Annotated in this window: 12 protein-coding genes; 5 read left to right on the forward strand and 7 right to left on the reverse strand. The window is 68.2% G+C overall.

The window, feature by feature from the left end; genetic code table 11:
- Positions 1–111: 111 nt before the first annotated feature.
- From ACSLUQ_RS14670 to ACSLUQ_RS14685, 4 genes are read left to right on the forward strand one after another with little or no spacing between them, the layout of a single operon-like run.
- Positions 112–1257, forward strand: coding sequence for a fumarylacetoacetate hydrolase family protein (locus ACSLUQ_RS14670; protein WP_417771791.1), 1146 nt, complete (start codon positions 112–114; stop codon positions 1255–1257).
- The gene (locus ACSLUQ_RS14675) at positions 1254–2213 is read left to right on the forward strand and encodes a C-terminal binding protein (RefSeq protein ID WP_461808931.1); all 960 of its coding nucleotides are present in this window, start codon (positions 1254–1256) and stop codon (positions 2211–2213) included. The genes ACSLUQ_RS14670 and ACSLUQ_RS14675 overlap by 4 nt, the downstream gene beginning before the upstream one ends.
- A gap of 29 nt (positions 2214–2242) precedes the next feature.
- Positions 2243–3004, forward strand: coding sequence for an SDR family NAD(P)-dependent oxidoreductase (locus ACSLUQ_RS14680; RefSeq protein WP_461808932.1), 762 nt, complete (start codon positions 2243–2245; stop codon positions 3002–3004).
- Positions 3005–3028: 24 nt separating this feature from the next.
- The gene (locus ACSLUQ_RS14685; RefSeq protein ID WP_461808933.1) at positions 3029–4066 is read left to right on the forward strand and encodes an NAD(P)-dependent alcohol dehydrogenase; all 1038 of its coding nucleotides are present in this window, start codon (positions 3029–3031) and stop codon (positions 4064–4066) included.
- 24 nt (positions 4067–4090) lie between these two features.
- Here ACSLUQ_RS14685 and ACSLUQ_RS14690 read toward each other — a convergent pair whose 3' ends face one another.
- The 6 genes from ACSLUQ_RS14690 to ACSLUQ_RS14715 form a co-directional block, all read right to left on the reverse strand.
- Positions 4091–5413 (reverse strand): TRAP transporter large permease, encoded by a 1323-nt coding sequence (locus tag ACSLUQ_RS14690; protein WP_417771787.1) that lies wholly within the window; start codon positions 5411–5413, stop codon positions 4091–4093.
- Positions 5410–6009, reverse strand: a complete 600-nt coding sequence (locus ACSLUQ_RS14695; protein ID WP_461808934.1) for a TRAP transporter small permease subunit — start codon at positions 6007–6009, stop codon at positions 5410–5412. Before ACSLUQ_RS14695 ends, ACSLUQ_RS14690 begins: the two co-directional genes overlap by 4 nt.
- Before the next feature lie 64 nt (positions 6010–6073).
- Entirely contained in the window at positions 6074–7150 is a 1077-nt protein-coding gene (locus ACSLUQ_RS14700; protein ID WP_417771785.1) for a C4-dicarboxylate TRAP transporter substrate-binding protein, read from the reverse strand.
- A 56-nt stretch (positions 7151–7206) separates the two neighbouring features.
- Positions 7207–9582, reverse strand: coding sequence for a xanthine dehydrogenase family protein molybdopterin-binding subunit (locus ACSLUQ_RS14705; RefSeq protein ID WP_461808935.1), 2376 nt, complete (start codon positions 9580–9582; stop codon positions 7207–7209).
- Positions 9576–10079, reverse strand: a complete 504-nt coding sequence (locus ACSLUQ_RS14710; protein ID WP_417771783.1) for a (2Fe-2S)-binding protein — start codon at positions 10077–10079, stop codon at positions 9576–9578. Before ACSLUQ_RS14710 ends, ACSLUQ_RS14705 begins: the two co-directional genes overlap by 7 nt.
- Positions 10072–10947, reverse strand: a complete 876-nt coding sequence (locus ACSLUQ_RS14715; RefSeq protein WP_461808936.1) for an FAD binding domain-containing protein — start codon at positions 10945–10947, stop codon at positions 10072–10074. Before ACSLUQ_RS14715 ends, ACSLUQ_RS14710 begins: the two co-directional genes overlap by 8 nt.
- Positions 10948–11111: 164 nt before the next feature.
- Between ACSLUQ_RS14715 and ACSLUQ_RS14720 the strand changes: the two genes are divergently transcribed.
- Positions 11112–11771: a TetR/AcrR family transcriptional regulator gene (locus ACSLUQ_RS14720; RefSeq protein WP_417771781.1), complete on the forward strand. Its 660-nt coding sequence runs from the start codon at positions 11112–11114 to the stop codon at positions 11769–11771.
- Positions 11772–11807: 36 nt separating this feature from the next.
- Here ACSLUQ_RS14720 and ACSLUQ_RS14725 read toward each other — a convergent pair whose 3' ends face one another.
- Positions 11808–12425: a CoxG family protein gene (locus tag ACSLUQ_RS14725; RefSeq protein WP_461808937.1), complete on the reverse strand. Its 618-nt coding sequence runs from the start codon at positions 12423–12425 to the stop codon at positions 11808–11810.
- Positions 12426–12624: the final 199 nt, after the last annotated feature.

Raw genomic sequence — 12624 nt, forward strand, 5'->3', positions numbered from 1 at the left:
AATTCAAACAAAAACGAGGAGATCGAAAAAATTCAGATGCCCAATGACAAGTCCGCTTGACTTTCCAAACGCTACATAAATAGTTTTACTACAAAATCAGAGGAGACTCCCATGCTGCCAGACTTTCCGGACGCCGCGCGCCTCGTCGGCCGCGTCTGGCGCGCCGACCTCGGCGCGCCGGCCGTGGCGATCCTGCGCGCAGGCCGCGTCATCGACGTCACCAACGCGGTGACCAGCGTCGCCGATTTTCTCGACAACGATCCGGCCGGCCGCTTCGACACGCTGGAGGGCGAGGACATTGGCGGGATCGAGAAATTCCTCCTCGACCCTGCCGATATCGGGTACGGCGCCGCACGCGACTGCCTGCTCGCGCCCTGTGACTTCCAGCCGCTGAAAGCCTGCGGCGTGACTTTCGCCCAGAGCATGATCGAGCGCGTCATCGACGAGCGCACCGCCGGCGACCCGGCGCGCGCCGACGAGATCCGCCAGCGCATCGGCACGCTCATCGGCGGCAGCCTGTCGAACATCGAGGCGGGATCGGAGAAGGCGGCGGAGGTCAAGGCGGCGCTGCAGGCGGAGGGCCTGTGGTCGCAATACCTTGAGGTCGGCATCGGCCCCGACGCCGAGGTCTTCACCAAGTCGCAAGTGCTTTCCGCCGTCGGCCACGGTGCCGAGGTCGGCATCAACCCGATCTCCGCCTGGAACAATCCCGAGCCCGAGGTGGTGCTTGCCGTCGACAGCCGCGGCGGCATCGTCGGCGCGACGCTCGGCAATGACGTCAATCTGCGCGACGTCGAGGGACGCTCGGCCCTGCTGCTCGGCAAGGCCAAGGACAACAATGCCTCCTGCGCGCTCGGCCCCTTCATCCGCCTTTTCGACGCGGAATTCGCGCTCGCCGACATCGAGCGGGCGACGATCGCCCTCAAGGTCACCGGCCAGGACGGCTTCGTGATGGAAGGCCACTCGGACATGGCCGAGATCAGCCGCAAGCCGGCTGAGCTCGTGCGCCAGACGCTCAATGCCTGCCACCAGTACCCCGATGGCTTCGTCCTCTTCCTCGGCACCATGTTCGCCCCGACGCAGGACCGGGCGGAGCCCGGCTCGGGCTTCACCCACCGGCCCGGCGATGTGGTCGAGATCTCGACCCCGCTTCTCGGCACGCTGCGCAACACGGTGACCACTTCCGATAAGGCGCGACCCTGGACCTACGGCCTGCGCCAGGCGATGCGCGACATCGCGCGGCGGAGCGGCTCGTGAGCAAGAAGCGTCTCGTCGTCACCGACCAGTCCTTCGGCGGCACCGCGCAGGAACGCGCGGCCGCCGAGGCATGCGGCGCCAACTTCAGCGACAACCAGTGCGCTGACGAGGCGCAGACACTCGCCGCCACCGGAGGCGCGCAGGTCGTGCTCAACAATTTCGCGCCGATGACGCGGCGGGTGCTCGCCGGCCTTGCCCCCGGCGCCACGGTGGTTCGCTACGGGGTCGGCACCGACAATGTCGACCTGGAGGCGGCCCGCCAGCTCGGTGTGCGTGTCTGCAACGTTCCGGACTACGGCATCGAGGAGGTTGCCGACCACGCGGCGGCGCTGGCGCTGGCGCTCGCCCGCCGGCTTCGCGCCTTCGACGCCGGCATCCGCGCCGGCGACTGGCGGATCGGTGCCATGGTGGAGGCGGTTCCCTCGCTGCGCCAGGCCACCGTCGGCATTCTCGGCATGGGCCGCATCGCCCAGGCCTTCGCCCGGCGGATGGCGGGCTTCGGCTGTGCGCTCATCGGCCATGACCCCTATGTGAGCAGCCGCGAGGCCGAGGCACGCGGCATCGAGCCGGTGCCACGCGACGCGCTGATCGCGCGTGCCGACATCCTGTCGCTGCATGTGCCGCTCACCCCCGAGACGCGCCACGTCATCGACGCGAAGGCGCTGGCGCGCATGAAGCGCGGCGCGATCCTGATCAACGTGTCGCGCGGCGGCCTCGTCGACGACGACGCACTGGCGGCGAGCCTGTCCTCAGGACATCTCGCCGGCGCCGGGCTCGACGTGTTCGAGACCGAGCCGCTGGCGCCGGATGCGGCCCTGCGCAAGGCCCCGAACGCGATCCTGTCGCCGCATGCGGCCTTCTATTCCGATGCCTCCGTGCGCCGACTGCAGCAACTGGCAGCCGAGGAGGCGATGCGCGCGCTGCGCGGCGAGCAGCTGCGCTGCGCGCTGACCTGAAACCTGCCGAACCACCCGAGGGAGGGGCGATGACCTATCGTTCGAGACTTGATCTTACCGGCAAGCTGGCGCTCGTCACCGGCGCGGGCCAGGGCATCGGCGCCGCCTGCGCGGCGGCGCTGGCGGAGACCGGAGCGCGGGTGATCGTCACCGACATCGACGCCGCACGGGCCGAGGCCCGGGCCGAAACGCTGCGGGCGGGCGGGGCAATCGCCAGCGCCGCCGCCCTCGATGTCACCGACAGCGCCCGTCTTGACGACCTGGCGGCCACGCTGGAGCCGCTCGACATTCTCGTCTGCAACGCCGGCATCGTCTCCAACGTGCCGGCGCAGGACATGAGCGACGACGAATGGCAGAAGGTGATCGACGTCAATCTGACCGGCGTCTTCAAGACCTGCCGGGCGTTCGGCCGGCGCATGCTGGCGGCCGGTCGCGGCTCCATCGTCAACATTGGCTCCATGTCCGGCGACATCGTCAACACGCCGCAGCCGCAGTGCCACTACAACGCCTCCAAGGCCGGCGTGCACCATCTGACCCGCTCGCTCGCCGTCGAATGGGCAACGCGGGGCGTGCGGGTCAACGCCGTCGCGCCGACCTATGTGGCAACACCGCTGCTCGACGGGCTGGAGAGCCAGCCGGGGCTGATCGAGCGCTGGATCGACCTGACGCCGGGCGGGCGCATGGGCCAGCCGGAGGAGATCGGCTCCATCGTCCAGTTCCTCGCCTCCGACGCCTCGAGCCTGATGACCGGCGCCATCGTGCGCGCCGACGCCGGCTACACCTGCATCTGACGCAAGACACCCCGGGAGGACCCCATGTCCCTTGCCCTTGTTCTGGAGCGCGCACGCGAGCTTCGGCTGCGCGACATCGACCTCGGCTGGACACTCGGCCCCCGCGACGTGCGCATTCGCATGGATGTGGTCGGCGTGTGCGGCAGCGACATCCACTATTACCGGCACGGCCGCATCGGCCCCTTCGTCGTCGAGAATCCTATGGTTCTCGGCCATGAAGGCGCTGGTACGGTGCTGGAATGCGGAGCGGAAGTGAGCGGGCTCGCGGTCGGCGACAGGGTCTGCATCGAGCCGGGCGTGCCCGACTTCGCCAGCCGGGAAAGCCGGATAGGGCTCTACAATCTCGACCCCTCCCTCACCTTCTGGGCGACGCCGCCCGACCACGGATGCCTGACGCCGGAGGTGATCCATCCGGCGGACCTGTGCTACCGGCTGCCGGAAAACGTCAGCCAGGCCGAAGGGGCGATGGTGGAGCCGCTCGCCGTCGGGTTGCAGGCGATGATGAAGACGCCGGTCAAGGCTGGCGACGTGGCGCTGGTCACCGGCGCCGGCCCGATCGGCATCCTCACCGCGCTGTCGGCCCTGGCCGCCGGCTGCGCGCGCGTGCTCGTCTACGATCCGGCCGCGGCGAAGCTGGAGATCGCGGCACGCTACGACGGGATCGTGCCGGTCGCCGCGCACGAGGGCACGCTTGCCGGAGCCGTGCGAGCGGCGACCGGCGGATGGGGCGTCGACGCGATGTTCGAGTGTTCCGGTGCGGCCGCCGCCTTTTCGGAGGTCGCAGCCCTCGTGCGCCCGGGCGGCACGCTCACCTGCATCGGCATGCCCACCGGCCCGGTTCCGATCGATATCGTCTCGCTGCAGCTGCGCGAGATCGCGGTAGCGACGGTGTTTCGCTACGCCAATGTCTACGACCGCGCGGTGGCGCTGATGGCCAGCGGCCGCATCGACGTCAAGCCGCTGGTGTCGGCGACCTATCCGTTCGGGGACAGCATCGCCGCCTTCGAGCGCGCCGATGCCGCCCGCCCCGACGACGTCAAGATCCAGATCGCCTTCGCCTGAGCCCGCGCACCGGACGCCCGCGCGCTACATCAGCCCGCGGGCGAGCCACGTGGTCGTCGCCGGCACCAGTGCGATCAGCACCAGAACGGCGAGCATGATCCCCACATAGGGGGCCGCCCCGAGAAAGATCGTCTCGACCTTGATCCGGTCGTCGTCGAGCGAGGATTTCACCGTGAAGGCGGAAATGCCGAAGGGCGGCGTCAGCAGGCCGATCTCGACGGCGATGACCGTGATGATGCCGAAGTGGATCAGGTCGAGCCCCAGCGACTTGGCGATGGGAGCGGCGATCGGCACCACGATCAGCAGGATCGAGGTGCTGTCGAGGATCATGCCGAGAAGCAGCACCAGCAGCACATAGACGGCGAGGAAGCCGTAGGCCCCCAGGCCGAGTTCGCCGATCAGCCGGCCGACTTCCATCGGGATGCCGGCCATGGTCAGCATGCGCGAATAGGTGCCCGCGGCAATCAGCAGAAACAGGATGCCGACGGAGATATAGCCGGTCTCGCGGATGATCTGGCGGCTGTTCGCACCCGTCAGCCGACCGCGCAGCAGCGTCACCACCAGCGCGCCGGCAGCCCCCACGGCGCCGGCCTCCGTCGGCGTGAAATAGCCGCTGTAGAGGCCGCCGAGCACCAGGACGACGAGCGCGGCGAGCGGGAAGAGCTTGCGCAGGGCCGAGCCGAGGGTCTCGCTGTGCTCGATCTTCACCTGGTGGCCGGGCACGATCACCGAACCCGGCAGGAAGCGGGCGACAAACAGGATCATGGCGATGAAGGCAAGCGCCATGATCAGGCCGGGAATGAGGCCGGCAAGAAACATGCGGCCGATGGATTCCTCGGCAAGCACCCCGTAGATGATCAGCAGCAGGCTCGGCGGGATCAGCATGCCAAGGATCGAACTGCCGGCGACCGCGCCGACGGCGAAGCGCGGCTGGTAGCCGTGGCGGATCATCTCCGGTACCGCGACGCGGGTGAAGACCGCCGCCGAGGCGATGGAAATGCCGGTGACGGCAGCAAACACCGTGTTGGAGGCGACCGTGGCGACGCCGAGCCCGCCCTTGACCTTGCGCAGCGCCCATTCGGCCACGTCGAACGTGTCCTTGCCGACGTTCGAGATGCTGATCAACAGTCCCATCAGAACGAACATCGGGATGGTGGCGAAGATGTAGTCGGAAATGCCGCCGTAGAAGGTCAGCGACATGAGCCGCGTCGCCAGGTCGAAATTGCCGCGCATCAGCCAGACGCCGACGAAGGATAGCAGCATGAGCGCAACGCCGATGTGCAGGCCGACGAGGATCAGCGGCAGCAACAGGGCGATGAGGACCAGTCCGATTTCAAGCGCGCTCACGACCGCTCCTCCTGTGCCGATGCGGCATACGTGGCGTCCGCGCGGCCCCGGCCGACGGCCATCAGCGACACCCAGATGCGGACGGTGAAGGCGAGCGCCGACGCGGCGAGCCCGGTGACAAGCATCAGACGCACCGGCCAGGTCGGAAAGGTGAAGACCCCCTGCACGCCATAGAACTCGGACGTCGCGATGCTCTTTTCCAGAAAGCCGATGCTGCCGCCGAGCGTCACCGCGAAGACGGCGAGGCCGGCGAGCGCAAACAGCGCCTCAAGCAGACCGGCTGCCGCGGGAAAGCGCGCGCCCAGCGGCGCGATGACGAGATCGGTGCGCGTCAGCCGGTTGTGCAGGATCGTCTCGGGAAGCTGCAGGCTGACGATGCCGATGATCGAGAAGGACGCGATCTCGGCGACGCCGGTGATCGGCGCGTTGAAGAAGGACCGCCCGATCACGTCGCAGCAGATGAGCGCCATCAACGCCACCAGCCAGATGCCGCCGAGCCAGGACAGGGCGCTGAGCGCGCCCGCAAGCAGCCGCGCGGGCAGGCTCTTTCGCGCGGCCGGCGGCGTCTTGCCCGCCTGTGAAATCTCGCTGGTCATCTCTTCCCCCGGTTTGCCTCCGCGCGGCCGTGGCCGCGCGGAGGCACGTTGGTTCGTTCCTTGATCAGTCCGTGAGACCGGCCGACCAGTCGCGGGCGGGCTCCTTGCCGGCGGCCTTGAGGCGGGACATGTACTCCCGCATCACGAGCTTCGCCGGCAGGCCGGCGGCCTCGTTGGTCTCCACCCATTTGGCGGCGATGTCTGGCAGGCCATCGACCCACTTCTTGCGCTCGGCCTCGGGAAGGGTGCTGATCTTCGCCCCCTCCTTCTCCATCTGCGCCATGGCCGCCGCGCTGTTCTCGGTGATCTGTTTCGCCAGCGCGTCACGGTAGAGCTTGCCGGCGGCGACGATGGCCTTCTGGACATCCTCCGGCATGCTGTCGAACCGGTCCTTGTTCATGCCCACGGCGCCGAGATACATGGCACCGATGTTGACCCTGGTAATGTAGGGGGCAACCTCATGCACCTTGGTCGGCAGGATGCCGGTGGCAAAGGACAGCGTGCCCTCGGAAACGCCGGTCTGGATATCGGTGTAGTAGGTGGTCAGCCCGCCATCGACGGGGATGGCGCCGGTACCCTCGAGCCAGGTCGCCGAAACGCCGGGCGCGGAGATCTTGCGCCCGTCGAGGTCGGCGACCGAGTTGACCGGGAAGTTCGTCAGCAGGTCGTAGCTGTCCGTGCCGGCGCCGCCGAGGAAGACGACATTGTTCTGCTCCCAGGTCGCGGTGATCTCCGGGAACTCCTCCTGAATGCTGTCGACGACAGAAAGCACCGTGGCGAGATCGTCGGTGGCGAAGGGCGCGAAATAGGTGACGTTCTGCAGCGGCAGCGACGAGCTTTCCCACAAGGTGCCGATCCAGCCGATGTCGGTGAGGTTGTTGGCAACCGCGCTCAGCGTCTCCCGGTACTTGTAGAGCGACCCGCCGTAGGCCTCCGTCCAGACGATGCGGTAATCCGAGCCCTCTTCCTCCAGAAGGCGGTTCACCGCCGGCTTGAACACCTCGTCCATCACGCCGACCCAGTGAATGGTCGTGGGATGGCTCGAGGCGATGGTGAGGTTGATTTCCTCGAGTGCGGAGGCGGCCGTCGCGGAGAGCGACAGGAGCGCCGTTGCGGCCAACAGGGCCTTGCAGGACTTCATGCGGTTTTCCTCCATCTTGCGTTCCTAATCATCGCTCCCCTTCTGCGGGGGAGGCGTCAGACCTTGCCGAGCGCCTGCAATATGCGCTCGGGCGTGAAAGGCATCCGCGACACGCTGGCGCCGAAGGGCGCGAGCGCATCGTTGATCGCGTTCATGACGGCCGCCGGCGCGGCCGCCGTACCGGCCTCGCCGACGCCCTTGGCGCCCAGCGGCGAGGTTTCGGTCGGGGTCTCCACGTGCCCCACGTGGATGTCGGGCATCTCGGCGGCCATCGGTGCCAGATAGTCGGCCATGGTGCCGCACAGGAGCTGGCCCTCGGGGCTGTAGAGACATTCCTCGAACAGTGCCCCGCCGAGGCCCTGCACGACGCCGCCGCGCACCTGCTCGTCGACCAGAAGCGGGTTGATCACCGTGCCGCAGTCTTCCACCACCCAGTGATCGAGCAGGCGCACCTGGCCGGTGTCGACATCGACTTCCAGATACGAGGCCTGGACGCCATTGGTGAAGGCGAAGGGGTAGCCCTGGGGCACATGGTGGCGCGCGGCGGTCATCTCGGCATGAAAGCCGGCCGGCAGCGTGTCGGGCCGGAAGTAGGCGATGCGGCCGAGCTCGCTCAGCGGCAGGCGTGGCTCGCCGGTCGCCCTGGTCACCACCTCACCGCCATGGATGTCGAGCGCCTCCGCCTGCGTCTGCAGGATGGTGGCGGCGACCGCAAGCAGGTTGTCCTTGAGTGCCGCCGCCGTCTTCATCACCGCGACGCCGCCGATGCCGGCCCCGCGCGAGGCCCAGGTGGCTCCGCCATAGGGAGACGTCTGGGTGTCGCCGGTGTAGACCTTGACCCGCTCCAGCGGCACGCCGAGGTGGGTCGCGGCGATCTGGGCCATGATCGTCTCGGTACCCTGGCCCTGCTCCGTGACGCTGACCATGACGCGGATGTCGCCGGAGGGCTCCATCTTCATCACGCAGCCGTCCTGCGCCGAGATGCGCGCGCCGCCGACGCCGTAGAAGGCCGGCCCGGGGTTGGTGATCTCGATGAAGGTGGCAAAGCCGATGCCGCGATGGACGCCGCGCCGGCGCGCCTCCGCCTGCTCCCGCCGCAACCGGTCGTAGTCCATCATCGCAGCGAGACGGGCGTGGCATTCCTCGTGCGACAGGCGCTCGAAGATGTAGCCCGTCGGCGAGGTGTGGGGATACATGTCCTGCGTCACCACATTGCGCCGGCGCATGTCGAGCGGGTCGATGCCCAGCGCCCGGGCTGCCTGGTCGACGAGCCCCTCGGTCACCGCGCAGGCGACCGGATGGCCAACGGCGCGGTACTGGCACATCGGCGTCTTGTTCTGGAAGACGACGCTGAGGCGACCGCGGTACGCCGGCATCCGGTAGGGACCGCCCATCAGGCGAATCGCCTGGTTGCCCTCCACCGCGCTGGTGCGCGGATAGACCGAAAAAGGCCCGATTCCGGTCAGGTCGTCGACGTCCATGGCCAGGATCTCGCCCTCGGCGGAGACCGCCATGCGCGCCTTCACCCGGTGGTCGCGGGCGTGGATGTCGGTCTGGAAGGCCTCCAGCCGGTCGGCCACGAACTTGACCGGACGGCCGTGGCGGATGGCGAGCGCGCAGGCTGCCATCTCCTCGCCGTAGACATGGAGCTTGAGGCCGAAGGAACCGCCCACATCCGGCGCGATTACCCGCACATGACCTTCCTCAAGGTCGAAGTGGCGGGCAAAGACGTCCTGCATCTGGAAGGGCGTCTGGGTGGAATGATGCACGGTGAGCTGGCGAAGCGACGGGTCGAAGTCGGCGACCATCGAGCGCGGCTCCAGCGTCAGCCCGGTGTGGCGACCAAAGTGGAACTCACCCTCCGCCACATGGGCGGCGCCGGCGAAGGCCGCCTCGACCTCGCCCTTGTGCAGGTCGAGGCGGAAGGCGAGATTGTCGCCGAGGTCAGGGTGCAGGACCTCCGTCTGCGGGGCGAGTGCCGTCTCCGCATCGACAAGCGCCGGCAACGCCTCCCAGTCGACCTCGACAAGGTCAGCGCCATCCTCCGCGAGCGCGCGGCTGTCGGCGAGAACCGCGACGATCGGCTCCCCGTGCCAGAGCGCGCGCCCGACGGCGAGCGGATATTGCTCGGGCGACTTCAGCCCCGGAAAATGGCCGAGAACACCGACCCACGGGCGGCACATGGTCTTCATGTCCTCGCCGGTGACGACGTCGATCACCCCCGGCAGCGCCCGCGCCGCCTCGATGTCGACCGACAGGATCCGGGCATGGGCATGAGGGCTGCGCACGAAGGCGACATGGGCAAGGTTGCGGAAGGCAATGTCATCGACATAGCGCCCCCGGCCCTCGGCGAGACGCCGGGCGTTCTCGCGCGGCACCCGCTGCCCGACGAAATCCTGGCGCCCGCTTTCGGTGTCCTGCGGCTTCAGCACGGCGCGGCCTCCCCGGCCGGCGCCATCGCCAGTTCCTCGGCGGCGGCAAGCGTCGCGTCGACGATGGCGTGATAGCCCGTGCAGCGGCAGAAGTTGCCCGAGATATAGTCGCGCAAGCCGGCGCGCGTCGGCGTCTCGTCCGAGGCCAGATACTGATGCGCGGTCAGCAGCATGCCGCTGGTACAGAAGCCGCATTGCAGGGCGTTGCGCTCGTGGAAATGGCGCTGCAGCACCCGCATCGCCGGATCGTCGGCAAGCCCTTCGAGGGTGCGCACGTCACAGCCCTCGGCCTGGATGGCGAACATCAGGCAGGCGCGGGCGATGCGGCCGTCGACATAGACCGTGCAGGCACCGCACACGCCGTGTTCGCAGCCCAGATGCGTTGCCGTCAGCCCCACCGTGTGACGCAGGAAGTCGGCCAGCGTCATGCGCTGTGGCGCCTCATGGGTCACGGTTCTGCCGTTGAGCGTCAGGGTAACGGGAAAGAGACTATCCATGGGTCGGTCCGGCCCCGGTTGCAATGTCGCGAAGAAGGCGCACGGTCAGCACGCGCATGAGATGGCGCTTGGTGGCCACGCCATTGTGAAGATCGGCCGTGGGCGCGATGTCATCGGTCAGAGCATCGAGCACGGGGCCGGTGTCGAGATCGGCGAGCGACTGGCCGGCGAGCGCCTCCTCGGCGGCGCGCGCCCGCTGCGCCTTGTCGGCAACGGCGAAGAAGGCGAGCCGGGCGCCGGCGATGCGTGCCCCCTCCAGATCGATGCGGAAGGCCCCGCCGACGGCGGCGTAATCGCCGGCGCGGCGGGCGAATTCGTCGATGCCGCAACGCTGGTCGGCCCGGGCGGCGGGAACGCGGATCGCCGAGACGATCTCGCCAGGCTCCAGGTCGACCGCATAGGTGCCGAGGAAGAAGTCCTGTGCCGGCACCGCACGCACGCCGGCCTGGCCCGTGACGAGGATCGTCGCGTCGAGCGCCAGCATGACCGCCGGCATTTCGGAGGCGGGATCGGCATGGACGAGATTGCCGCCGAGCGTGCCGCGCGAGCGGATCGCCTCATGGGCGATCAACGGCACGGCCGCGTGAACCAGCGGGGCATGGCGGGCGACGAGCGCGGAGCCGCGAAGATCCGCATAGCGCGTCATCGCGCCAATCTCGATCGCGTCCGCCGTCTCGCGAATGCCGGCAAGGCCGGGCAGGCCGGCGATGTCGACGAGCACCTTCGGCCGCGCCATGCGCATCGCCATGGCCGGCACGAGGCTCTGTCCGCCGGCGATCACCTGCGCATCGTCGCCATAGGCGGCGAAGATGTCGTGGATCTCGTCGAAACTTGACACGCGCACGTAATCGAAAGGCGCTGCCTTCATGTCCTCCCCCCGGCGGCTTCCTCGCGGCCGTTGTCGGTCGCTTTTTTTGTTTATCGTTTGATAAATAACAACATCATCGCGACCCCGAGTCAATATGGATTTTCTGTCGCTTGATGCGCCTGCGGGCAGCGGCTAAGCAGACAGGCAAAAGCGGGCGGACCAGAATGGATGTGAAGGACAGGAAACGACTTTCGCCGGAACTCCGCGAAAGACAGATCGTCGCCGAGGCGATCTCCTTCTTCGCCGACCAGGGATTCGGCGGGCAGACCCGCGAGCTGGCGAAGCGCATCGGCATCACCCAGCCACTGCTCTACCGCTATTTCTCCAGCAAGGACGCGCTGATCGAGAGGGTCTACCAGGACGTCTTCGTCGGCCGCTGGAAGGAGGACTGGCAGACCATCCTCGTCGACCGCGCGCTGCCCCTGCGCGACCGGCTGTCACGGATCTACCGCGACTACGCGCGGGTCATCGACAACCGCGAATGGCTCAGGATCCTGATCCTTGCCGGCATGAAGGGCGAAAGCCTGAACCGGCGCTATCTGGAGCAGGTCCGCGAAAAGCTGATCGAGCCGCTGTGCCGGGAAATGCGCCACGAGGCGGGACTGCCCACGCCGGAAGAGGTGCCCGTGACCAGCCGCGAGACAGACCTTGCATGGTCCTTTCACGGCACCTTCGTCTATCGCGGCATCCGCAAGTGGATCTACGAGATCCCCATCGAGGACGATGTCGACGCGGTGGTCGACAGCGCCATCGAGACGTTTCTCGGAGGTTTCCCGAAAGCGCTGCCGGCGATGCTCGCCGCACAAACGGCGGCAGACGGCTAGAGCCGACCTGCCGACGCCATTGGCGGCGCTCCGCCGCTAACCGGCGAGCAGGCCCGCGGCGAGCAGCAGGACGGCAAGCGCCAGCAGCACGCCATTGACCCGCGCCTGCAGGAGAATGGCGCGAAGAAGCCGTTCCGCCCCGCCCGCGGCCGCTGATGCGGGCAGGCCACCCGCCACGCCGACGGCCGGAGCCCCCGCTGTCACCGGAGCGCCGCCGCCCGTGACCTCCCGCTCCAGCGCCTCCATCATCAGCCGGATGTTGCGCATCGAAACCGCTTCGACAAGCCGGCCGCCCAGCGCGGCGAGCTTGCCGCTCATCACCGTCTCGGCCGTATAGGCGATGCGGGTTCCGCTCCCGGTCTCCTCCAGCCGGATCACGGCCGCCCCCTTCGCCTGTCCGGAGGCACCGCCATCGCCGGATCCGACGATGCGAAAGCTCTCCAGGTGCAGCATGTCCTCCAGCCGCACCTTGCCGCGAAAGCGCGCGCGGATCGGTCCGACCTTGACGCTCGCCACGGCCGCATAGCTGTTCTCGCCCGTCGCCTCCAGATGCTCGCAGCCGGGCAGGATCCGGGCGAGGCTGTCGGCTTCCGTTAGCGCTTCCCAAACCCGCTGCCGCGGCGCGGCGATCTCATACACTCCCGAAAGGTCCATCGCCCCCTCCCCATCCGCAAGACACATCCGCCCGCGCCGGATCAGGCCGCGTGCGTCTTTCGTTATTTATCATTCGATAAATTAATACGCAAGACAGGCGGACGGAGCTGGCGCAAGCTGTTGGGCCAAGGTCGGGCGGGCCGGGCGACGCCGGCGAGCCGGCGCGGGTGCCCGCGGCCGGCCTTTCCGGCCCCGGGGA

It is taken from the genome of Stappia sp. ICDLI1TA098 (genome assembly GCF_054880955.1).